The organism is Streptococcus sp. CCH8-C6 (assembly GCF_001557225.1).
Taxonomy (GTDB): Bacteria; Bacillota; Bacilli; order Lactobacillales; family Streptococcaceae; genus Streptococcus; species Streptococcus sanguinis_C.
Map to the genome: position 1 here is coordinate 19,184 of NZ_LSJN01000085.1, position 22,414 is coordinate 41,597.

28 protein-coding genes are annotated in these 22,414 nt (G+C 43.3%); 23 read left to right on the top strand and 5 right to left on the bottom strand.

Annotated features, from left to right (window positions below):
* The first annotated feature begins 43 nt into the window (after positions 1 to 43).
* From AX677_RS08710 to AX677_RS08745, 8 genes are all read left to right on the top strand, one after another.
* Positions 44 to 709 carry a CHAP domain-containing protein gene (locus AX677_RS08710; RefSeq protein WP_060976849.1) on the top strand — a complete coding sequence of 222 codons (666 nt, stop codon included), beginning with the start codon at positions 44 to 46 and terminating at the stop codon, positions 707 to 709.
* Positions 710 to 886: 177 nt separating this feature from the next.
* Entirely contained in the window at positions 887 to 1,411 is a 525-nt protein-coding gene (locus AX677_RS08715) for an aromatic acid exporter family protein (protein ID WP_004193811.1), read from the top strand.
* An 80-nt stretch (positions 1,412 to 1,491) separates the two neighbouring features.
* Positions 1,492 to 1,857, top strand: a complete 366-nt coding sequence (locus tag AX677_RS08720) for a MerR family transcriptional regulator (protein WP_002901569.1) — start codon at positions 1,492 to 1,494, stop codon at positions 1,855 to 1,857.
* A gap of 31 nt (positions 1,858 to 1,888) precedes the next feature.
* Positions 1,889 to 3,235 carry a type I glutamate--ammonia ligase gene (glnA, locus tag AX677_RS08725; protein ID WP_060976850.1) on the top strand — a complete coding sequence of 449 codons (1,347 nt, stop codon included), beginning with the start codon at positions 1,889 to 1,891 and terminating at the stop codon, positions 3,233 to 3,235.
* Positions 3,236 to 3,289: 54 nt separating this feature from the next.
* On the top strand, positions 3,290 to 3,694 hold the full coding sequence (locus AX677_RS08730) for a GNAT family N-acetyltransferase (RefSeq protein WP_060976851.1): 405 nt from the start codon (positions 3,290 to 3,292) through the stop codon (positions 3,692 to 3,694).
* A gap of 103 nt (positions 3,695 to 3,797) precedes the next feature.
* On the top strand, positions 3,798 to 4,217 hold the full coding sequence (locus AX677_RS08735; RefSeq protein ID WP_060976852.1) for a VOC family protein: 420 nt from the start codon (positions 3,798 to 3,800) through the stop codon (positions 4,215 to 4,217).
* The gene (locus AX677_RS08740) at positions 4,210 to 4,797 is read left to right on the top strand and encodes a TetR/AcrR family transcriptional regulator (protein ID WP_060976853.1); all 588 of its coding nucleotides are present in this window, start codon (positions 4,210 to 4,212) and stop codon (positions 4,795 to 4,797) included. Before AX677_RS08735 ends, AX677_RS08740 begins: the two co-directional genes overlap by 8 nt.
* Positions 4,781 to 5,530 carry a DNA alkylation repair protein gene (locus AX677_RS08745; protein WP_060976854.1) on the top strand — a complete coding sequence of 250 codons (750 nt, stop codon included), beginning with the start codon at positions 4,781 to 4,783 and terminating at the stop codon, positions 5,528 to 5,530. The genes AX677_RS08740 and AX677_RS08745 overlap by 17 nt, the downstream gene beginning before the upstream one ends.
* A gap of 28 nt (positions 5,531 to 5,558) precedes the next feature.
* Here the strand turns inward: AX677_RS08745 and AX677_RS08750 are convergent, their stop codons facing one another.
* From AX677_RS08750 to AX677_RS08760, 3 genes are all read right to left on the bottom strand, one after another.
* Entirely contained in the window at positions 5,559 to 7,241 is a 1,683-nt protein-coding gene (locus tag AX677_RS08750; RefSeq protein WP_060976855.1) for a ribonuclease J1, read from the bottom strand.
* 3 nt (positions 7,242 to 7,244) lie between these two features.
* On the bottom strand, positions 7,245 to 7,475 hold the full coding sequence (locus AX677_RS08755) for a DNA-dependent RNA polymerase subunit epsilon (protein ID WP_060976856.1): 231 nt from the start codon (positions 7,473 to 7,475) through the stop codon (positions 7,245 to 7,247).
* A 347-nt stretch (positions 7,476 to 7,822) separates the two neighbouring features.
* A complete protein-coding gene (locus tag AX677_RS08760; RefSeq protein WP_002903702.1) occupies positions 7,823 to 8,875 on the bottom strand; it encodes an SDR family oxidoreductase in 1,053 nt (350 codons plus the stop codon).
* Between the two features lie 132 nt (positions 8,876 to 9,007).
* Between AX677_RS08760 and AX677_RS08765 the strand changes: the two genes are divergently transcribed.
* The 14 genes from AX677_RS08765 to AX677_RS09455 all read left to right on the top strand — a co-directional run bounded on the left by AX677_RS08765 (position 9,008) and on the right by AX677_RS09455 (position 20,008).
* A complete protein-coding gene (locus tag AX677_RS08765; protein ID WP_000225125.1) occupies positions 9,008 to 9,472 on the top strand; it encodes a MarR family winged helix-turn-helix transcriptional regulator in 465 nt (154 codons plus the stop codon).
* Between the two features lie 9 nt (positions 9,473 to 9,481).
* Positions 9,482 to 10,168 (top strand): tRNA (adenosine(37)-N6)-threonylcarbamoyltransferase complex dimerization subunit type 1 TsaB, encoded by a 687-nt coding sequence (gene tsaB / locus AX677_RS08770; RefSeq protein ID WP_060976857.1) that lies wholly within the window; start codon positions 9,482 to 9,484, stop codon positions 10,166 to 10,168.
* Positions 10,165 to 10,617 carry a ribosomal protein S18-alanine N-acetyltransferase gene (rimI, locus tag AX677_RS08775; RefSeq protein ID WP_060976858.1) on the top strand — a complete coding sequence of 151 codons (453 nt, stop codon included), beginning with the start codon at positions 10,165 to 10,167 and terminating at the stop codon, positions 10,615 to 10,617. Before tsaB ends, rimI begins: the two co-directional genes overlap by 4 nt.
* Positions 10,607 to 11,617 (top strand): tRNA (adenosine(37)-N6)-threonylcarbamoyltransferase complex transferase subunit TsaD, encoded by a 1,011-nt coding sequence (gene tsaD, locus AX677_RS08780; protein ID WP_060976859.1) that lies wholly within the window; start codon positions 10,607 to 10,609, stop codon positions 11,615 to 11,617. The genes rimI and tsaD overlap by 11 nt, the downstream gene beginning before the upstream one ends.
* 9 nt (positions 11,618 to 11,626) lie before the next feature.
* On the top strand, positions 11,627 to 12,322 hold the full coding sequence (locus AX677_RS08785; RefSeq protein ID WP_060976860.1) for an AzlC family ABC transporter permease: 696 nt from the start codon (positions 11,627 to 11,629) through the stop codon (positions 12,320 to 12,322).
* Positions 12,312 to 12,635 carry an AzlD domain-containing protein gene (locus AX677_RS08790; RefSeq protein ID WP_060976861.1) on the top strand — a complete coding sequence of 108 codons (324 nt, stop codon included), beginning with the start codon at positions 12,312 to 12,314 and terminating at the stop codon, positions 12,633 to 12,635. The genes AX677_RS08785 and AX677_RS08790 overlap by 11 nt, the downstream gene beginning before the upstream one ends.
* A gap of 147 nt (positions 12,636 to 12,782) precedes the next feature.
* Positions 12,783 to 13,226 (top strand): zinc-dependent MarR family transcriptional regulator, encoded by a 444-nt coding sequence (locus AX677_RS08795; RefSeq protein ID WP_060976862.1) that lies wholly within the window; start codon positions 12,783 to 12,785, stop codon positions 13,224 to 13,226.
* The gene (locus tag AX677_RS08800; protein ID WP_060976863.1) at positions 13,223 to 13,933 is read left to right on the top strand and encodes a metal ABC transporter ATP-binding protein; all 711 of its coding nucleotides are present in this window, start codon (positions 13,223 to 13,225) and stop codon (positions 13,931 to 13,933) included. The genes AX677_RS08795 and AX677_RS08800 overlap by 4 nt, the downstream gene beginning before the upstream one ends.
* A complete protein-coding gene (locus AX677_RS08805; protein WP_060976864.1) occupies positions 13,926 to 14,732 on the top strand; it encodes a metal ABC transporter permease in 807 nt (268 codons plus the stop codon). The genes AX677_RS08800 and AX677_RS08805 overlap by 8 nt, the downstream gene beginning before the upstream one ends.
* A 9-nt stretch (positions 14,733 to 14,741) precedes the next feature.
* Entirely contained in the window at positions 14,742 to 16,244 is a 1,503-nt protein-coding gene (locus tag AX677_RS08810; protein WP_060976865.1) for a zinc ABC transporter substrate-binding protein AdcA, read from the top strand.
* 148 nt (positions 16,245 to 16,392) lie between these two features.
* Positions 16,393 to 16,836, top strand: coding sequence for a CopY/TcrY family copper transport repressor (locus tag AX677_RS08815; RefSeq protein ID WP_002898703.1), 444 nt, complete (start codon positions 16,393 to 16,395; stop codon positions 16,834 to 16,836).
* The gene (locus tag AX677_RS08820) at positions 16,836 to 19,097 is read left to right on the top strand and encodes a heavy metal translocating P-type ATPase (protein WP_060976866.1); all 2,262 of its coding nucleotides are present in this window, start codon (positions 16,836 to 16,838) and stop codon (positions 19,095 to 19,097) included. Before AX677_RS08815 ends, AX677_RS08820 begins: the two co-directional genes overlap by 1 nt.
* Before the next feature lie 4 nt (positions 19,098 to 19,101).
* Entirely contained in the window at positions 19,102 to 19,320 is a 219-nt protein-coding gene (locus tag AX677_RS08825; protein ID WP_060976867.1) for a heavy-metal-associated domain-containing protein, read from the top strand.
* A gap of 85 nt (positions 19,321 to 19,405) precedes the next feature.
* Entirely contained in the window at positions 19,406 to 20,008 is a 603-nt protein-coding gene (locus tag AX677_RS09455) for a DUF6287 domain-containing protein (RefSeq protein ID WP_060976868.1), read from the top strand.
* A gap of 142 nt (positions 20,009 to 20,150) precedes the next feature.
* Here AX677_RS09455 and AX677_RS08835 read toward each other — a convergent pair whose 3' ends face one another.
* Together AX677_RS08835 and AX677_RS08840 are read right to left on the bottom strand one after the other, a co-directional pair.
* A complete protein-coding gene (locus AX677_RS08835; protein ID WP_060976869.1) occupies positions 20,151 to 20,723 on the bottom strand; it encodes a TetR/AcrR family transcriptional regulator in 573 nt (190 codons plus the stop codon).
* 155 nt (positions 20,724 to 20,878) lie between these two features.
* Complete coding sequence (locus AX677_RS08840; RefSeq protein ID WP_060976870.1) at positions 20,879 to 21,502, bottom strand: TetR/AcrR family transcriptional regulator; 624 nt, start codon at positions 21,500 to 21,502, stop codon at positions 20,879 to 20,881.
* 243 nt (positions 21,503 to 21,745) lie between these two features.
* Between AX677_RS08840 and AX677_RS08845 the strand changes: the two genes are divergently transcribed.
* Entirely contained in the window at positions 21,746 to 22,171 is a 426-nt protein-coding gene (locus tag AX677_RS08845) for an LPXTG cell wall anchor domain-containing protein (RefSeq protein WP_060976871.1), read from the top strand.
* Positions 22,172 to 22,414 lie beyond the last annotated feature (243 nt).

Sequence of the window (22,414 nt, forward strand, 5' to 3'; positions counted from 1 at the left end):
GGTATGATTTTTTTATCATCAAATTATACGGAGAAACACATTTATGAAAAAAGCATTTGCTAAAGCAACTCTTGGTTTAACTTCTACAGCTTTTTTGGCGACAATCGGTGCTCAAGCTGTTCATGCAGATTCTTACGTTGTCCAGCCGGGGGACTCTTTTTTTGCCATTGCTAGTGCCAATGGGATGAATCCTTACGAACTTGCTGCCAATAATGGAAAATCAATTTTTGATACGATTAACCCAGGAGACGTGCTGCAAGTAAATGGTACAGCTTTGGCTCAGACTTACAATCCTTACAGTGCTCCAGCTTATGAAGCGACAAGCGATGCTGCTTTGGTATCTGATACTGAAGATGTTGTCTTAAATACGCCAACTGATTATGGCAATTCTTACCCAATCGGCCAATGTACATGGGGTGTGAAAGAAATGGCGCCTTGGGCAAGCAACTGGTGGGGCAATGCTAATACTTGGGCAATCAATGCTGGTGCTCAGGGTTATGCAACAGGAAATGTCCCAGTAGCAGGCGCTATTGCAGTTTGGGATGGTGGCGAATACGGACATGTTGCTTATGTGACAGATGTGCAAAGCGACAGCTCAATTCAAGTTCTAGAAGCGAACTACAATCGCCAAAAGCAAATTAACAATTATCGTGGCTACTTTAACCCAAATGAATTTATGGGTGGAGTTACTTACATTTATCCAAACTAAAGATAATAAAAATGTGGCTGGGACAGATAATGTCTCAGCTTTTAAATAGTCGATAGCTCTTGATGCGGTAGCTGATAGGGCTTGTTCTTTATGTGGGAAATCTCCTAAGCAGAAAGAGTTTTTTTGAGGCGAAATATGTTAAAATGAAGAGAGGGAGGATTTCCTGGAAGGAGACTAATGAGTTATTTCAATAAGTACAAGTTTGATAAATCGAAATTTCGTCTGGGCATGCGTACCTTTAAAACCGGTCTAGCTGTTTTCATCATCCTATTGCTCTTTGGGCTTTTTGGTTGGAAAGGCCTGCAAATTGGTGCTTTAACGGCGGTCTTCAGTCTTCGTGAGGATTTTGATCAGAGTGTCCACTTCGGGACATCGCGAATCTTGGGAAACAGCATCGGTGGTTTTTACGCTCTGCTCTTTTTCATTGCCAATAGTGTCTTTAAGGAGCAGTATTGGGTCACCCTCCTTTTGGTACCGGTCTGTACTATGCTGACAATCATGACCAATGTCGCTATGAACAACAAGGCGGGAGTCATTGGCGGAGTATCTGCCATGCTGATTATTACCCTGTCCATTCGGCCGGAAGATACCATCTTGTATGTCTTTGCCAGAATCTTTGAAACCTTTATGGGAGTCTTTGTTGCGATTCTGGTAAATTCTGATATAGATCGGCTGCGAACCATCTTTGAAAAGAAAAAATAAAATCTGTGTAAGAAAATCTGACATTATTTCTTGACATAAGATTTATTTCGTCCTATAATAGTGCGTAGAGAGGAATTTGAATGAAGGAAAAAGAGTTTCGCCGAAACATGGCAGTCTTTCCCATCGGCAGTGTTATGAAACTGACGGACCTATCTGCCCGTCAGATCCGTTATTATGAAGACCAGAATCTGATTACCCCTGCTCGGAATGAGGGCAATCGTCGGATGTATTCTTTGAATGATATGGATCGTCTTTTAGAAATTAAAGATTATATTTCGGAAGGTTATAATATCGCTGCAATTAAGAGGAAATATGCTGAGCGTGAAGCCAAGTCCCGAAAGACCATTAGTGAAAAAGATGTCCGCCGTGCCCTGCATCATGACATCTTGCAGCAAGGCCGTTTTGCTTCTTCTCTGCCAACCTTTGGTCAGATGCGTCGACCATAGCTATTTTGTTTGAATTACAAGGAGAAATTTAATGTCTATTACAGCAGCTGATATCCGTCGCGAAGTAAAAGAGAAAAATGTTACCTTTATTCGTCTTATGTTCTCTGATATTTTAGGGACTATGAAGAATGTGGAAATTCCTGCCACGGATGAACAGCTTGACAAGGTCTTATCCAATAAAGCCATGTTTGATGGTTCTTCCATCGAAGGTTTTGTCCGTATCAATGAATCAGATATGTATCTCTATCCTGATCTGAATACTTGGACAGTCTTTCCTTGGGGGGATGAAAACGGCAGTGTAGCGGGTCTGATTTGCGATGTTTACACGACTGATCATGTACCGTTCCTAGGGGATCCTCGCAGCAACCTCAAGCGCGCCCTCAAGCATATGGAAGAGCTAGGATTCAAGTCCTTTAATCTCGGGCCAGAGCCAGAGTTCTTCCTCTTTAAGCTGGATGAAAATGGCGATCCGACGCTGGAAGTAAATGACAAGGGTGGCTATTTTGACTTGGCGCCGACTGACTTGGCAGATAATACTCGTCGGGAAATCGTCAATGTCCTGACTAAGATGGGCTTTGAAGTAGAAGCTAGCCACCATGAGGTCGCAGTCGGCCAGCACGAGATTGACTTTAAGTATGACGAAGTGCTTCGGGCTTGTGATAAGATTCAGATTTTTAAGCTGGTTGTGAAAACTATTGCTCGTAAGCACGGTCTGTATGCAACCTTTATGGCTAAGCCTAAGTTTGGCATTGCAGGATCTGGTATGCACTGTAATATGTCTCTCTTTGATCAGGACGGAAATAATGCCTTCTTCGATCCAGAAGATCCAAAAGGTATGCAGCTGTCAGAAACAGCCTACCATTTCTTGGGTGGTTTGATTAACCATGCCTATAACTACACAGCTATCATGAATCCAACGGTTAACTCATACAAACGTCTGGTTCCTGGCTATGAAGCGCCAGTATATATCGCTTGGGCAGGACGCAATCGTTCACCGTTGGTTCGCGTGCCGGCTTCTCGTGGTATGGGTACTCGCTTGGAACTGCGCTCCGTTGACCCAATGGCCAATCCATACATTGCTATGGCTGTTCTCTTGGAAGTTGGCCTGCATGGTGTTGAGAATAAAATCGAAGCTCCAGCACCAATCGAAGAAAACATCTATATCATGACTCCAGAGGAGCGTAAGGAAGCAGGAATTACAGACCTGCCATCCACTCTTCACAATGCCTTGAAGGCCTTGACAGAAGACGAAGTCGTTAAAGCGGCTCTTGGCGAGCATATCTATACAAGCTTCTTAGAAGCCAAGCGCATCGAGTGGGCTAGCTATGCAACCTTTGTCTCCCAATGGGAAGTGGATAATTATCTAGATTTATACTAAACTTAGAGCAGGAGGATTGGCATATCCCCTGCTTTTTCGTGGAGGAGGAGAAAGATGGAAAAATTTCATGATTTTATTAAGCGGGTTTTCGATGAGCAATATGAAGCCTGTTTTGGTCCAGATATGCTTGAAAAACTTGAACCTCAAGATTATTATCTAAGGCGGGAGGAAGATGGCCGGTTGATTGCCTTGCTCCATGCCCAACAGGTGTTGGAAAGCATTCATATCAAGGCTTTGGTGGTGGATAAAGAACATCAGAAAAAAGGTTTGAGAGCCAGTCTGCTGGCAGAATTAGAAGAAAAGGCTGCAGAAGTTGGAGTAACTAGCATTACCTTGTCCACTAAATCTTATCAGGCCAAGGATTTTTACATCAAGCAAGGCTATGAAATCTACGCCAGTCTAGCAGATGTTCCGCAAAAGGGCATTACCAAATATCATTTTATCAAACGATTAAACTGAGCTATTTTCAATAAATGGAAGCCAATTTGGCTTCTGTTTTTTAATATTTATTTGCATACATTCGGTATGTATGTTAAAATAAAATTTAAGAAAAGGAGAACAAATGATTACCAGTTTATACCCCGTTTTAATGAGCGAAGATGTCCATCAAGCGGCACAATTTTTCATTGAATATTTCCAATTTCAGGAAACCTTCCATTCAGATTGGTATATTAGTTTAAAGAATATCGAGAGTGATTTTGAGCTTGCTTTTATTGATAGCAAGCATGGGACAGTGCCACAAGCCTACCAGTCTAAGGCGAGTGGCCTAATCATCAATATCGAAGTTGACAATGTAGATTGTCTTTATGAAAAATTGCATCGGCAAGAAGAAATGGAGTTCCTTCTTCCCATTAAGAGTGAAGATTTTGGTCAGCGCCATTTCATTGTGAAAGCGCCGGGTTCTGTTTTGGTTGATGTAATTCAAGTAATTCCACCTAGCGCTGAGTTTGCGGCAAATTATTTGGAGAGTGAAGATGAATAAAAAACAGCAGGCTTCCTTAGAGACAAGCAAGAAAATATTAGCTATCGCCCGGAAACATTTTTCTTTAAAGGGTTTTTCAGAAACTTCCTTGGAAGAAATTGTAGATGAGTTGGGAATGACAAGAGGCGCACTTTATCATCATTTCGGGAATAAGAAGACTTTATTTACCGCCGTACTGGCACAAATTCAATCCGAACTGGGATCTTATGTAGAAAAAAACGCCCTGGAAGCACAGGATTCTTGGGGGCAGTTGGTGGAAGGCTGTGTGGCTTTTGTTCGTTTTGCGACCTTGACGGAAAATAAACGCATTCTCTTGCTTGATGGTCCCAATGTCGTTGAGTGGAAAGAGTGGCGTCGTCAGGATGAGGCTAATTCTTTCTTTCATTTGAGAGAACAATTAGACATTTTATCTAAAGAAGGAAGACTTATCTCTATTGATTTGGATATGGCAGCTCATATGATTTCAGGCGCCTTGAATGAGTTGTCTCTTTTTCTAGCTGAGAAAGAGGGAGAAGCAGAAGTCAGAGAAGCAGTGAGAAGTCTGTTAAGGGGATTTAAAAATCATGGCGAAAAAGGTTAAAGATTATTATGATTTGGTTTATGCGGAGGACTTGAGCCGTCGCTTGCAAGAAGTCACAGATAAATTTGATGCTCAGCATTTTATGTCTCTAGTTGAAAGCGACTTAGAGGCTTTGGAATTTACTCAGCGTCAGGAGCTGCTAGCAAAGAGTATCAAAGAATGCTTGCCGCTTTCTTATGCTGATTCTCTGAAGGTTTTTGAGCAGATACTTGGTCCGGAGTTAGAGGGCGGCCTGGGGATGTTCTCAGAGGGGTACTGGTTGTGGCCGATTGGCAAATACGTAGAACTTTACGGTGGTCAGGAATTCGAGCTGAGTGCTGCTTTCAGTAAGGAATTAACCAAGCGATTTACTGGAGAATTTTCTATGCGGCCCTTGCTGGTTAATTATCCTAAAGCTACGATGGATTTACTGGTAGAGTGGAGTAAAGACGAGAATATGCGCGTCCGCAGGTTAGCCAGCGAGTGTATGCGGATTCGTCTGCCTTGGGCTAAGAAGCAGACTGTGGTCTTAGATTATTTTGATGAATTTACCGCTATTTTAAGGAATCTAAAGGATGATGTGGATAAATCAATCCAAAAAAGTGTCGCTAATAATCTGAATGATTTATATAAAGAAGATCCTGAAAAGTTTGAGTGTATCATTCAAGCTTGGAAAGAGGAAAAATTGAGTCCGAGTTGCGCTTGGATTATCAAGCATGCCTCTCGAACAAAAAATAAAAAAGCAGAAAAATAAGCTTTGCTAAATCTAGCAAAGCTTATTTTTAGTTGTCTTCGTCTGGTGTAAGCACCATCGGAATAATAATAGGTTCGCGCTCAGTGCTTTCGTAGAGGAAAGGACGCAAGGCGTTGACGATAGCGCCGCTGACAGATTGAACGCTGGCATCTTTATTCTTGAGTGCAATGCGAATAGCATTGAAGAGGATACGCTGGCTTTGGCGGATGAGATCGCCTGATTCGCGCATGTAGATGAAACCGCGGCTGAGAATGTCTGGACCAGCTAAGATCATCTTGGACTCAAAGTCAACTGTTGCGACAGCCAGAACCACACCGTCCTCTGACAGGTCTTTACGGTCGCGTAGGACTGCAGCTCCGATTTCACCAATGCGGTTCCCATCAACATAAATATCCTGAGCGTTGAAGCTGCCAGCAATACGAGCTGAGTCAGCTGTCAGAGCTAGCACATCACCATTGCTCATGATGAAGATATTGTCTTTTGGTACTCCAGTATCAACGGCTAGGCCTGCATGGACTTTCTGCATACGGTATTCACCATGGACTGGCATGAAATATTTAGGCTTAATCAAGCGAAGCATGAGTTTCTGCTCTTGTTGGCCACCGTGTCCAGAGGTGTGGATGTTGTTAATTTTACCGTGAATAACGTCTACACCAGCCTCGGAAATGATGTTAATCAGCTTGTTAACGCTGGTCGTATTACCAGGGATAGGACTAGATGAGAAGATGACTGTATCTCCTGGCTGCAGCTGAACCTGACGGTGGGTACCATTGGCAATCCGAGACAGGGCTGCCATCGGCTCACCCTGACTTCCGGTACACATAATCAGCACTTCGCCAGCTGGATAGTCCTTGAGTTCATTTGGCTCGATGAAGGTATCTTTAGGAACCTTGATATAGCCCAGCTCAATCCCATTGACAATAGCCTTTTCCATGGATCGGCCAAAGACCGCAATCTTACGTCCGGTCTTAACAGCAGCATCTGCTGCCTGCTGGAGCCGGAAGATGTTTGAGGCAAAGGAGGCGAAAATAATCCGTCCGTGGATGCCTTCGATAATCTTCATGATAGACTGTCCAACCACTTTTTCGGAATTGGTAAAAGTCGGAACTTCAGCATTGGTCGAGTCAGATAGGAGACAGAGAACGCCTTCCTCACCCAGAGCAGCCATACGGTGCAAGTCTGCTGGCTCACCGACTGGTGTAAAGTCAAACTTGAAGTCACCGGTACAGACAATCTTACCCTGCGGCGTATGGATGACAATTCCCAAAGGCTCTGGAATAGAGTGGGTTGTCCGGAAGAAAGTAGCTTTCAGATGCTTGAACTGCAGTTCTGTGTTTTGATTGATTTCATAGAGCTTGGCATCGCGCAAAAGTCCATGCTCTTCTAGCTTGCCGCGAATGAGGGCCAGAGCCAGAGGACCAGCATAGATAGGAACATTGGCTTGCTTGAGCAGGAAAGGAATACCGCCGATATGGTCCTCGTGCCCGTGGGTGATGAGGACAGCTTTTACGCGGTCAATATTTTCCACGATATAAGAGTAGTCAGGAATGACATAGTCAATTCCTAGCAGGTCGTCTTCTGGGAATTTGATACCGGCATCCACGATGATGATTTCATTTTGGTATTCAATCCCGTAGGTGTTTTTACCGATTTCGCCTAACCCACCAATCGCAAAAACGCCAACTTCTTTGGGTTTTAAGGTATATGCCATGGGTTAGAACTCCGTCAATTCAAAAGTGCCTGACTCTTTTTCGTATTCGAGGTGTTTGTCAGACAAGAGCTCGATAAATTCAATATTGTAAGGGGTATTTTCTTCGATGAGCTTACGAGCCTGAATGCGGCCTTCCAATTCATTAGCTGCTTCGACCTCTAAATAAAGGGCAAGTGTCTTTTCACGGCGCGGGCTGCGCTCTTTTGTTTCCTGATAAAAAACTTTGTAAATCATAAGATTCCTTTCTGTGATAAGGTCTAAAAAATAAAAGAAGGCAGGCGTTAGCGCATTTCTTCACATGATAAATTAAAAATGATAAATGGAAAGTGAGCGATTGCTGTGACTTCTGATAGGGCTTACTCAAATGAAGAGGCTAAAATGCTGTTTTAGCCTTGTATCTTATGGAAAAGTAAGAGTAATGAAATTGACCTGATGTTTAATTATTATTGTAATTATACCATAGAATGAGCTTAGGAAGCAAGTCGGGACGGTGAATTTCAGAGACGGTTTTTCAGCCAAAGCGGCTTAACAAAAAGAAAAATCAAGCGATGAACATTTGGTCACTTGATTTTGAGGGCTGCTTATTTGGCGAAATAGCCGTGCTTGCGGTACCAATCTACCACGTCAGCTAAGCTTTCTTCGAGAGGGCGATGCTGTCCGCCTAGCTCGCTCTCGGTTTTGGCAAAGCTAAAATTACTTTTGAGATATTCTTCGGCCATGAGATGAGCGAGCTCATTGGTAACCAAAATTGGTTTTTTGGTGAGCCGGTGGTAGAGCTCACTTGCTTGGGCATAGATTTTGACGAAAAGAGGGGAGATCTTGCGCTTGGGGGCGGGAACGCCAGTGATTTTTTCCAGTATTTGGTACAATTCTGTCATGGTCACTTGCCGTCCAACTGCCAGATAGCGCTCCTTTGAGCGTCCGTATTTCATGGCGCGGAGATGAATATCTGCTACATCTCTAGCATCCACCATATTATAGCTAGCCTTTAAGATACCTGGAAGTTTTTGCTCTACAAAATTGATAATCAGCTGCCCACTGGAGGTCGGACCAAGGTCTCTAGGACCCAACATTACACTCGGCAAGATAAAGCAACCGAAAACATCTGAATGCTTGTCCAAGAAATCACGAACGGCCTCTTCACTCAAAATCTTGCTGCGATAGTAATCAAAAGGAGTATCTTTTGAGCGAGACATGCTTTCATCGATTAGCTGATTGGCCTCACCTTCCAGTACGACACAGGAGGAAGTATGGACAAATTGGCGGATACCAGCCTCGTAAGCAGCTTCTAGGAGGTTATTTGTGCCTATAATATTAGTGTCGTAGAGCTCCTGCCAGTGCTTGCCGCCTTTATAATTATCGCGGAAAAAAGCAGCGGTATGAAAGAGGCTGTCGCAGCCTGCTAGATAGTCACGATAGCTTTCGGGCTCTAAAATATCCCCCTTGACAATCTGAATAGGCAGGTCGGCAAATTGTTTGCGCGCTTTTTCCTCGGAGCGAACGAGAGCGGTCACTTGAATGTTTTCTTTTAGCAGAGCACGCACGAGATTATTTCCTAAAAGACCGGTCGCACCAGTCACAAAAGCGTGGGTCATTGTTCTAGCTGGTTTTTGATTTGTAGGGTTTGGGGTCATCCGTTTTTCCTCCTTTTGCAAATAGATGATATATCATCTATTTAAGATTTTATATTTTTTAACTAAAATTGTCAACAATTTACCTAATCTAGTGTAAAATAGTATAGAAGTGATTTTTGAAAGGAGAGCAGCGTGGTAGCAGAAGGAATTCGATTTGGCTATTTGTTTAGAAGTGCAGAGAGCTTAGCGACGAGAGAATATGGGAAGTTGCTAGAGCCTTTGGGAATTACGCCCAATCAAAGCGAGGTCTTGCTCGTTTTGGGCGAACATGCTCCGCTGTCTCTCAAGGGCTTGGGGGAATCCCTGATTTGTGAGGAAAAAAGCCCTAGTCGCTTGGTGCAGGCTTTGATTAAAAAAGGCTTGGTCAAGAAGGAAATTTCTAGCAAGGACAAGCGCAGTTCTCGCTTGAGCTTGACTGCTGCTGGAGCGGATTTGCTGCCCAAGATTGCTGAGCAAGAAGCGATTTTTGGAAAACACTTGGCGCAGCAAGTGCCTAATTTGGAGGCTTTTAGCCAGATTTTAGAGGAATTTTTGGTAGATAGTTTCTACGAAGACAAATTAAAACGCCGCTCACTTTGGCGGCAAGAGGAAAAATAGAGGATAAGCATGAAGATTGCAGCTTTTGATACGTCAAGTAAGGCGCTGACGCTCGCGATTTTAGAGGACGAGACCTTGCTGGCGCAGATGACTTTAAATATAAAGAAAAACCACAGCATTACCCTGATGCCGGCTATTGATTTTCTGATGAATAGTCTGGACATGAAGCCGACGGATTTGGATCGTATCGTAGTTGCTCAGGGTCCGGGCAGCTACACAGGTCTGCGAATGGCGGTGGCGACAGCCAAGACTCTGGCTCATACCCTTAAGATTGAGCTGGTTGGTGTGTCTAGTTTGCTGGCTTTAGTCCCAGAGCAGGTGGAAGGCTTGGTCATTCCTATCATGGATGCCCGCCGGAATAATGTCTACGCTGGCTTTTACCAGTCTGGTCAGGCTGTACGGCCGGAAGATCATCTACCTTTGGCAGAGGTTTTGGAAATAGCTGGCGCTGCTAACCAGCCAGTCACCTTTGTCGGAGAAACAACAGCTTTTGCGGAGCAAATTGAAGCTGCTCTTCCTCAGCCTGCCATTCAGCCGACCTTACCAGATGCGGCAGCTATTGGTCGTCTCGGTTTAGACCTGCCAGCCCAGTCCATTCATGATTTTATTCCTAACTACCTCAAGCGGGTAGAAGCCGAGGAAAATTGGCTCAAGACCCACCAGGAATCCAGTAATTCTTACATTCAGCGCCTATGATTAAGTTGAGAAAATGGAGCGACAGCTCGGATGTGGACGTGGCAGTTCTAGCAGAAGAGCTGGAACAGCTCTTACTTGCAGTCTATGCGGTCAGCCCTTGGACTGTGGGTCAATTGGAAGAGGTCCTGCTCTCGAATGTGAATAGATGTGCGCTAGCAGAAGATGGGAGTCAGCTTGTCGGCTTTTTAGTCTGGCAGGATACAGACTTTGAAGCAGAAGTTCTGCAGATTGCTGTATTGCCTAACTATCAGGGACAGAAAATCGCGACAGCCTTGTTTGACTTTTTGCCAGCAGACAAAGAAATTTTCCTCGAAGTGAGGGAGTTCAACAAGCCAGCTCTGCTATTTTACAAAAAAGAAAAATTTGAAGAAATCGCGCGGCGGAAGGCCTACTACCATGCGCCGGTGGAAGATGCGATTGTCATGAAAAGAGAGATCCATGAAAGATAGATATATTTTAGCTTTTGAGACTTCCTGTGATGAGACCAGTGTGGCGGTTCTGAAGAATGAGACGGAGCTTTTGAGTAATGTCATTGCCAGCCAGATTGAGAGTCACAAGCGTTTTGGCGGAGTCGTACCGGAAGTGGCCAGCCGTCACCATGTGGAGGTCATTACGGTTTGCATTGAGGAGGCCTTGGCAGAAGCAGGGATTAGTGAGGAGCAAGTCACAGCGGTGGCCGTCACCTACGGTCCTGGTCTGGTTGGGGCGCTTTTGGTCGGCTTGGCAGCGGCCAAGTCCTTTGCTTGGGCTCATGATATTCCCTTGATTCCGGTCAATCACATGGCTGGACATCTGATGGCAGCCCAGAGTGTGGAGCCCTTGGAATTTCCCTTGCTGGCTCTCTTGGTCAGTGGTGGCCATACCGAGCTGGTCTATGTTAGTCAGGCTGGTGACTATAAGATTGTGGGGGAAACTCGCGATGATGCGGTCGGTGAAGCCTATGATAAGGTCGGTCGAGTCATGGGCCTGACCTATCCAGCAGGCCGGGAGATTGATCAGCTGGCTCATGAGGGACAGGACATTTATAATTTTCCGCGGGCCATGATCAAGGAAGACAATCTGGAATTTTCTTTTTCCGGTCTCAAGTCGGCCTTTATCAACCTGCACCACAATGCCCAACAAAAAGGACAGGTCTTGTCTAATCAAGACTTGTCAGCAAGCTTTCAGGCGGCGGTCATGGATATTCTCATGGTCAAAACTAAGAAAGCACTGGAAAAATATCCAGTCAAGACTCTGGTCGTGGCGGGCGGTGTTGCGGCCAATCAATGCCTGAGAGAACGCTTGGCAGCTGAGATTCAGGATGTTAAGGTGATCATTCCGCCTCTGCGCCTTTGCGGTGACAATGCTGGTATGATTGCCTATGCTAGTGTCAGTGAGTGGAATAAGGAAAATTTTGCCAGTTTGGATCTGAATGCTAAGCCAAGTCTAGCTTTTGAAACGATGGAGTAAAGGAGAAGAATGCGCGGACAGACATTTAAACAGGGTGCAAAAGCAGCTGTGCCAACAGCTCTGGGCTATATTGGGATTGGCCTAGCCTGCGGCATCATGGCGGCGGCTTATATGAATCCCTTGGAGATGGGGCTGATGAGTATTCTAGTTTATGCTGGCAGTGCCCAGTTTGCCATGATTGGTTTATTTGCCCAGCAGGCGCCGGTTTTGGCCATCGCACTGACTGTTTTTCTCATCAATATCCGGCATCTTCTGCTCTGTCTGCATGCATCGACCCTTTTTCGTAAGGCTAGCTTGATGCAGAATATTGTCATTGGCTCTTTTTTGACGGACGAATCTTATGGGGTCTTGATGGGAGAGCAGGTGCATACAGAAGAGATTGCGGCTAGCTGGATGATGGGTAACAATTTCATGAGTTATACTTCTTGGATTTTGGGTACTATTTTAGGAACTGCTCTCGGCGCCCTTCTGCCCAATCCTGAGAGCTTTGGCCTGGACTTTGCCCTAGTCGCCATGTTTATTGGCATTTTCTCTTCTCAGTTTACAATCATGCTGCGACGGGTCAAGATAAAGAAGCTCTTTTTCGTCTTGGGCGTGGTGGGCCTTGCCTACTTAGTCCTAACTATGCTACTTCAAAATTCGTTGGCGGTGCTTTTTGCAACCTTGCTAGGCTGTATGGTGGGGGTGATCTTGGATGATAGGTAAGTATATTTTGCTGGCCATTCTTTTGTCAGCCCTGGTCACTTGGATTCCGCGGGTTTTGCCCTTTATCCTAGTCAAGTACAAGGGGCTTCCGCCCATGGTAGAGCGTTTCCTCAAATATCTGCCAGTTTCCATTATCTTTGCCCTAATCCTGTCCAGTGTCACCAATGCTAAAATAGGTCAGCTGCCGAGTTTTAAATGGCTGGATTTAATGGCCATTTTTCCGACTAGCTATGTGGCTTTTAAGTATAAGAACTTAATTGCAACTGTTGTATTTGGTGTAGTCTTGGTGGCCTTGCTGCGAGTATTTTTGTAATCTTGGGTAGAGAGGTGGAAGTTTTACTTATTTCAATTCTGGTAATGTGAAAGGGTCAAGTGGATTTACTGAAAATTCTTGACTCTTTTCTTTTTTGTGGTATAATTAACCAGTAAAGCTTTAACTGGTTAAGAGAAGGAGGAGGAAATGACTCATTTAGCGCAGAAGATCGATCAATTTTTAAATGAAGTTATTTTGAAAGCAGAAAATCAGCATGAGATTCTGATTGGTTCTTGCACGAGTGATGCGCCTTTAACCAATACGCAGGAGCATATTTTAATGCTTTTGTCTGAGGAATCTTTGACAAATTCTGATTTAGCCAAAAAACTGAATGTGAGTCAAGCTGCTGTGACCAAGGCTGTGAAATCTTTGGCTCGGCAAGAGATGCTGCAAGCTTTTAAAGATAAGAGAGATGCACGGGTTACCTTTTACCGTTTGACTGAGTTAGCGCAGCCGATTGCAAAGGAACATCAGCATCATCACGCACATACTTTGGAGACGTATCAAAAATTATCAGAGCAGTTTTCTGCTAGTGAACAGGCGGTGATTGCGAAGTTCTTGGAAGCCTTAGTGGGAGAGATTGGTAAATGAGATATATCACAGTGGATAATCTTTCCTTTTACTATGACAAGGAGCCTGTACTAGAGCATATTCATTATTTTCTAGATAGCGGTGAGTTTGTCACCTTGACGGGGGAAAATGGAGCTGCTAAGACGACACTTATCAAGGCTAGTTTGGGAATTTTACAGCCTAAGCATGGGGAAGTTAAGATTTCCAAGACTAATGTGCGAGGCAAGAAACTGCGGATTGCTTATTTACCTCAGCAGATTGCTAGTTTTAATGCTGGTTTTCCTAGTACGGTGTATGAGTTTGTCAAGTCGGGACGTTATCCGCGCAAGGGTTGGTTTCGTCGTTTGAATGAGCATGATGAGGAGCATATCAAGGCAAGTCTGGAGTCAGTTGGAATGTGGGAACATCGGGATAAGAGGATTGGTTCTCTCTCTGGTGGGCAAAAGCAGAGAGCTGTGATTGCTCGGATGTTTGCTTCGGATCCGGATATTTTTGTCCTAGATGAGCCGACAACAGGGATGGATGCAGGCAGCAAGGATGAATTTTACAAGCTCATGCACCATAGTGCTCACAAGCATGGGAAGGCTGTCTTGATGATTACACACGATCCGGAAGAAGTTCGTAAATATGCTGACCGCAATATTCATCTGGTCCGTAATCAGGACTCACCTTGGCGTTGTTTCAATGTGCATGAAAGCGACAATGGACAGGAGGTGAGCCATGTTTAATCTATTTTCCTATGATTTTATGCAGCGAGCCTTCTTGGCAGTTATTGCCATGAGCCTCTTCTCACCGATTCTGGGGACCTTTCTGATTTTACGTCGTCAGAGCCTTATGAGTGACACGCTCAGTCATGTTTCACTGGCAGGTGTCGCTTTTGGTTTGGTTCTTGGACTATCGCCCACTCTCACAACGGTGCTTGTCGTCATTATAGCAGCAGTCTTCTTAGAGTACCTGCGAACAATCTATAAGAATTTCATGGAAATCGGGACAGCCATTCTTATGTCAACCGGCTTAGCTATTTCCTTGATTGTTATGAGTAAGGGTAAGAGTTCTAGCTCGATGAGTCTGGATCAGTATCTGTTTGGCTCCATTGTGACTATCAGTATGGAGCAGGTGATTTCTCTCTTTGTTATTGCTGCTGTGGTGCTTGTCTTGACCCTCCTCTTCATTCGCCCTATGTACATCTTGACCTTTGATGAGGATACGGCCTTTGTCGATGGGCTGCCTGTGCGGACCATGTCCATTCTCTTCAATATCGTGACGGGTGTTGCGATTGCCCTCATGATTCCAGCTGCGGGAGCCTTGCTAGTTTCGACCATTATGGTCTTGCCGGCCAGTATTGCCCTGCGGATTGGGAAAAATTTCAAATCGGTCATTTTGCTGGCAAATGCCATTGGTTTCTTTGGTATGATTGCCGGACTTTATATTTCTTACTATGCAGAGACGCCAGCTAGTGCCAGCATTACGATTATCTTCGTCGGCTTGTTCTTGCTGGTCAATCTGGTCAAAAAATTTATGAAATAGGAGCAGAAAATGAAAAAAATTAGCTTACTATTAGCAGGTTTACTGAGTATTTTCTTAGTAGCTTGTTCCAATCAAAAAAATGCAGATGGCAAGCTCAATATTGTCACGACTTTTTATCCTGTTTATGAGTTTACCAAGCAGGTGGCTGGAGATGAGGCCAATGTTGAACTTCTAATCGGGGCAGGTACAGAGCCGCATGATTATGAGCCTTCAGCTAAGGCAGTTGCGACGATTCAGGATGCAGATGCCTTTGTCTATGAAAATGAAAACATGGAGACTTGGGTTCCAGATTTGCTAAAAAACTTGAAAAATAAGGAAGAAAAGGTTATCAAGGCGACTGGAAATATGCTCTTGCTGCCTGGTGGTGAAGAGGAAGAAGACCATGGCCATGGTGAAGAGGGACATCATCATGCCTATGATCCCCATGTCTGGCTGTCACCGAAGCGAGCTATTAAAATGGTGGAGCACATCCGTGATAGCCTGAGCAAGTCTTACCCTGACAAGAAAGCTGCTTTTGAGAAAAATGCAGCGGCTTATATCAAGAAGTTGGAAGCCTTGGATAAGGAATATGAAGATGGATTGGCCAACGCCAAGCAAAAGAGCTTTGTCACTCAGCACGCAGCCTTTAACTATCTGGCATTGGACTATGGTTTGAAGCAGGTGCCAATTTCTGGACTTTCACCAGACAGTGAGCCATCCGCTTCACGCTTGGCTGAATTGACCGAGTATATCAAGAAAAATAAAATCAAGTATATCTACTTTGAAGAGAATGCCTCTCAGGCTCTGGCTTCTACTCTGGCTAAGGAAACAGGGGTAGAACTTGATGTCCTGAATCCGCTGGAAAGCTTGACCGAAGAACAGACCAAGGACGGAGCAGACTATGTTTCTATCATGCAGGCCAATCTAAAGGCTCTCAAGAAGACAACTGACCAAGAGGGAGCGGAGATTGCAGCCGAGAAAGAAGAAGACGATAAGACAGTGCAAAACGGCTACTTTGAAGACAGTGCCGTCAAGGATCGGACCTTGTCTGATTATGCTGGCGAGTGGCAGTCTGTTTACCCTTATCTGAAAGATGGGACATTGGACCAAGTCTTTGATTACAAGGCTAAGCTGACTGGAAAAATGACGGCAGCTGAATACAAGGACTACTATGACAAGGGCTACAAAACAGATGTTTCCAATATCAATATCACAGACAAGACCATGGAATTTGTGGTAGATGGAAAATCCAAGAAATATACGTATAAATACGTTGGCAAGCATACTCTGACTTACTCTAAGGGAAATCGTGGAGTTCGCTTCATGTTTGAAGCGACAGACGAGGATGCTGGGGAGTACAAGTATGTTCAGTTTAGCGACCACAACATTGCACCGACCAAGGCGGCTCACTTCCATATCTTCTATGGTGGCGAAAGCCAGGAAGCACTCTTTGACGAGCTGGAAAACTGGCCAACCTACTATCCAAGTAAGTTGACCGGTCAAGAAATTGCTCAAGAGATGTTGGCGCATTAATATAAATAAAGTAAGAAGACGGGACTATTCCGCCTTCTTTTTTTGCATATCAGGAAATGACGATAAAAACACTTGACAAATTACGATTACAAATGTAAACTAATAAAGAGTTAGATTACAAATGTAAATGATAAGGGAGTGTTGAACAATGGAACAGCAAAATATTAGCCAAGCAGAATGGCAAGTGATGCGTGTGCTGTGGGCTTATCCACACAGTCGCAGTACAGAGATTATAGCTCGTTTGGAAGCCGATTTTTCCTGGAAACCGGCAACCATCAAGACTCTTTTGAATCGTCTGAAGACAAAAGAATTTATCGCTATGGAAAAAATCGAGGGCAAGTTTTACTACGATGCTCGGATTTTAGAAGCGGATCATCTGGAAAGTACTTGGCAGGCTCTTTTTGACAATATCTGTAATACTAAACATGGAGATCTTTTGATTTCAATGATTGAGGGCAATCAGTTTAGTCAGGGGGATTTGGAGCGGCTCAGTCAGGTTATAGACAAAAAAAGAGCTTCGGCTCCGCTGGAAATCAAATGCCACTGTCCGCAAGGTCAGTGTCGTTGCGGGCACGGAAAGGAGGCGCATTGATGAGCGAGAAGAAAGAATACAAACTCTCTGGTATGACCTGCGCTGCCTGTGCTATGACGGTAGAGATGGCGGTCAAGGACTTGGAAACAGTCGAGGATGTCAGTGTCAATCTGGCGACAGAACGTCTCAGTTTGCTGCCTAAGGCAGGATTTGACAGCCAGCAAGTGCTGGATGCTGTAGCCGAGGCTGGTTATCAGGCAGAAGAGAAAGGAAAAGACCGATCGTCTGATGTAAGCGAAGAAGCTGTGATTAAAGCTCAGAAATTGCAAAAAAAGAAACAAGAATTACTAATTCTTTTGCTTACTGTTTTGCCCTTGCTTTATATCTCTATGGGAAGTATGGTCGGTCTTCCTCTGCCTAGCTTCTTGGACCATATGGAGTATCCTTTGGTCTTCGTTCTGTCACAACTACTTTTAACGTTGCCTGCTGTGTGGATCGGTCGTGGTTTTTATCAGAGAGGATTTCGCAATCTTATCAAGAAACATCCCAATATGGATAGTTTAATTGCAGTGGGGACTAGTGCAGCATTTTTCTACAGTCTCTACTCAGTCAGTCAGGTTTTTCTAGGTCATCATCCCTTTGTTCATCAGCTTTATTTTGAGTCTGTTGCAGTGATTATTGCCTTGGTTCTTCTGGGCAAATATCTGGAAAGTTCTGCCAAGGGTCGAACGTCTCAGGCGATTCAGTCTCTACTTGAGCTAGTACCTAGTCAGGCGACAGTGATTCGTTATGGTGAGGCTGTGACCATTGATACGGAGGATATCCGAGTTGGAGATATTATCCGTATCAAGCCAGGGGAGCGTATGCCGGTAGATGGCCTTGTGATGGAGGGGCAGACCTTTGTGGATGAGTCCATGATGACTGGTGAAAGTGTCCCGATTGAAAAGAAGGTCGGTGATACCATTACCAGTGCCACAATCAATCAAAATGGTAGTATTGATTATCAAGCAACTAGGGTGGGTTCGGATACGACCTTAGCTCAGATTGTTAGATTAGTGGAGGAAGCGCAAGGATCTAAGGCACCGATAGCGGCTTTAGCCGATAAGATTTCGCTCTATTTTGTCCCAATCGTGCTGAGCTTGGCTACTTTGTCCGCGCTTGGCTGGTATTTTCTGGCTGGTGAGAGTCTTAGTTTTTCCCTGTCAATCTTTATCGCAGTTCTGGTCATTGCCTGCCCTTGTGCGCTAGGATTAGCCACTCCGACAGCCATTATGGTTGGGACTGGTAAAGGGGCTGAAAATGGAATTCTGATTAAGTCTGGACAAGCTTTGGAAGCTGCTTATCAGCTGGATACTATTGTTCTTGATAAGACGGGGACGATTACGATTGGCAAGCCCAGCCTGACGGATTTGTTGCCTTTAGGTGCTTTTAATCGCTCTGACTTATTGCAGCTAATAGCCAGTGCTGAGCAGCATTCTGAGCATCCTTTGGCTCAGGCTATCTTAGAAGCAGCTGAAGAGGAGGGGCTTGACTTACTGCCTGTCAGTCATTTTGAGGCTATGGTTGGACGAGGTTTGTCAGCTCAGGTTGAGGGCAAACAGCTTCTGGTGGGAAATGAGTCATTGATGAAAGACAAGAACATTGACAGCAGTGTCTTTCAAGAACAGTTGTTGGAGCTTTCCCAAGAAGGGAAGACAGCCATGTTTGTCGCAGTAGATGGACAGCTGGCTGGTATTCTAGCGGTAGCAGATGAGATGAAGTCTAGCAGCCTGAAGGCAGTGCAGGAGCTCCAGTCTATGGGGCTGGAAGTCATCATGCTGACAGGAGATCGTGAAGAAACCGCGACAGCTATTGCCCAGAAAGCTGGCATCCAAAAAGTCATCGCAGGTGTATTGCCAGATGGTAAGGCCACTGCTATAAAAGACTTGCAGGAAGCTGGGAAAAAACTGGCTATGGTCGGAGACGGTATCAATGATGCTCCAGCTCTGGTTCAGGCAGATGTTGGAATTGCCATCGGATCAGGCGCTGATGTAGCTATTGAGTCGGCAGATGTAGTGCTCATGCATAGTGATTTGCAGGATGTGGTCAAGGCTATCAAGCTCAGCCAGGCGACCATCCGCAATATCAAGGAAAATCTCTTCTGGGCCTTTGCCTACAATACACTAGGCATCCCGATTGCTATGGGGCTATTGCGTCTTTTCGGCGGTCCCTTGCTCAATCCTATGTTGGCTGGTCTGGCCATGAGCTTGAGCTCAGTGTCAGTTGTGGCCAATGCTCTGCGTCTAGGACGCTTTAAAATGAAGAAATATACGGAGGAATGAATCTATGAAACAAATAGTCCAATTAGAAAACTTATCTTGTCAAAACTGTGTCAAACACGTCACCCAGCACTTCCTATCTATGGAGGAAGTGTCAGATGTGGCGGTAGACCTAGAAAAGCAGACAGCCCACGTCACGACTGATAAGCCTTATGGTGCATCAGATTATGAAGCAGCTCTGGCAAAAACAATCTACAGGGTTCTGGATGTGGCAGAAGCTGAATGAATAAAGTCAGTAGTTTTGCGCCTGCCCAGTTGCTAGACTTCTTCTTGTAAAAAGCGATAAAATAATCTATAATGTTACTAATCACATGTTTTATCTTACCGTGAGAAAGAGGAGAAAAATGAAGAAAAAAGCTTTACCTTTTTTACTAGTAGGAGCTGCTTTATTAGCTATGACAGCTTGTTCAAAGGGCAGCGCTACGAATCAATCAGAGACGCCTACTAGCAGTACTGGCTCAGTAACAAGTTCTGTGGAGCAGGTATCCAATCAATCAACTGCAGCAGCATCTTCAGCGGCTAGCAGCGCTAGCTCAGAGAGTGCGAGCACAGAAAAAACTAAGGAAAAGAAAGAAGCGATGGACATTTCAGCACTTGCAAATGGTAATTATGCCAGCGTTAAAGGAACCTGGCAGGATGCTTCTGGCAACCAGCTTGTTTTTGATGACAAGGGCTTGGTTTCAAGTGTTTATGAATTGTACGGAGCTTCTCTGACAGACTATGGTACTGCTGCTGGCGGTGTCTACGGTGGAGACAGCGGAGGTTTTCTGGTTGAGTTTCTTCCTAAGGGAGTTAAGGTCGCAGACAAGGAAAACTTTACAGATAATTCAGATGCTGGCCAAGACAGAATCTGGACAGGGGTTGGCCTGAATAGCTTTGACGAACAAGGTAGCTTCTATTATCGAGTAGATTAGATGAAGCTTGGTGTTTAATTTTATAGCTTATATATTGACGAGAGCAGAAGACTATCTGCTCTCTTTTCTTTGGGAGAGTAAGAAATTTTACAGACAAAAAAAGCCTACCTAAACAAGGCGGGCTTCATAATTTTGAGTTGAACTAGGGCTCGCTGTGCGAACTAACAAATTGAGCCATAGGTGTTGAAACGATTGATAGAAATAATTGTGCAAAATCTTCTGAGGGCATAGGTTCTTCTTTGATAATCCATATTTCAATAAGCGAATTAATCCATTTTACGATAATTTCTGTTCCCATCTCTTGAGGAATTCCCATTTTTTTTGCATCGATATCTAGATTGTCTTTTACCCATTGTGTAAAGAAACTAGAAATATACTCTCTCCAGAAAGGATCAATAGCAGTTGTATAAAGAACTTTCATCCATTGTCTATGTTCGTAGATGGCAGGAATCATATGTTGAGCAAAGAAGATTAAAGGATTTTCTTTACTTCCTTCAGCATAGCTCTCATACAGAGGGATAAATGGAGCCATGATACTTTGACGGATGTACTCAATAATTTCTTCAACGTTACTAAAGTGTTTTTTATAAATTGCTTGTCTAGATAATCCAGCTTGCTTAGCGATTTCAGAAAAAGTAAAGTAAGATTTTTCTGGATTTTGTTCTGCCAGCTCAATTAAGGCATTAACGACTTTGTTTTTAGTATCTTGTGGCATATTTACCTTCTTTCATTAATAATCTACCTTTTTAAGTTAACTGATTGTCAATTAAATGATAGCATTTTCTTGACTATTTGTCTATTTATTTCTTAAAATTTTTGAAAAATTTAAAAAACAGTCTCAAATATAGAAACTGCTCCCTTTACTTCTTTTTACTTCTTTGTCTTTCTGCGAGATGGCTTTTTGATAATAATTTTATTTGAAGACTTAGTTTGACTGTTAGGAATAGTGAAACTAGTAAGCGGTGAAGAAACTAGGTTAAGGAAAATATTTGAGAATTTTTCTAAAGATAGTGGATAAGTCTGAGTAATCCAGTTTTCGATAAGTAAGTTAAAACATTTGGCAAGAAGAGTGTTACTTATCTCGCTAGGCATATCTAGCTTTGAGTCATCAAGTTTGATATTTTGAGAAATCCAATCAGTGAAATAAGAGATAATAAAATCACTCCAAAAGGGGTCTACTGAAGTAGTATAGAGTGTTCTAATCCAATCTCTATTTCTGTATATTATGGGGAGAATGGTTTCTGAAAAAGAGAGAAAGGGATTTGAAGAAGTAAATTTGTACTGGCTACAAGCTTGATTAAATTCATCATTCAACTTTTCATGTATGTAATCAATAATTTCGTTGACATTATTAAAATGCCGTTTATAGATAGCCTGTCTTGATAAATCAGCAGTTTTTGCTATATCTGTAAAGGTGAAACGAACTTTGGTCGGATTTTGTTCAGCTAATGTAAAAAAAGCATCTAATATCCTTTTTCTGGTGTGAAGCGTCATAAATTTGCCCTCCTATTCCATTCTACTGTTTAAAAATGAAATAATCTAGGAAATACCTCTTATTTTTTAGAAAAAAAGTTTACAAAGTGTAAAAATATCCATTATTTTGGATATTTAAAACTAACTAGTAATATTTTTTTTAAAAACAAGCATATTGATTGACACCGTGTAAATTACTTTGTTATACTGGTAATTGTTGTCATATTTTTATGAGTAGCTAGTTGTATATAGGGAGAGATTTATATGGAGAAAAAGAGAAAAAGTACTTGTTTATTGCTGATTTTAAGTTTGGTGTTATTATTTACTAGTTTTGATAGTCCTAGAGTTTTGGCAGCTGATGATTTAATCTTTAGTTCTCATATTATAACAAAAGAAGAAAGCCGAGATAATCAAGAAGTGATGTTGTCGTCTTTTTGCTCAGCTAATTCTAAGATTGATAGAGAGCTTCTAGATAAGCAGCTCTCTCTGTTGAGTAGCTATAAAGATTCTCAAGTGACTAAGGACAAGCATAATGATCAGGTGATGAACACCCCAAAAGTTGAAGCTTTATCTATATTAGCTAATCAATCGCAATTGCCTTCAACAAGTAGTGTAGAAAATATTTTCTACTTCTTGTTTGGAGCCAGTTTGATAGGGGTGCTAATTCTATTCTTTAAAAAGAAGCCTTGAGTAAGATTTTTTATCATAGAATCAAAGAAACAGCCTTTTTAGGTTGTTTTTTAAAATCATGCAAACGTTTTACTAAAAGTGCTTGAAAAAGTCAAAAAAAAACGATATAATGGACAATGTGAAAGCGCTTTGCAAACGAGAGCTTGAAAGAAAATATTTTTATTCAAAAGAAGGGGCTTATTATGGTCGAATTAAATCTGAAAAATATCTATAAAAAATATCCCAACAGCGACCACTACTCAG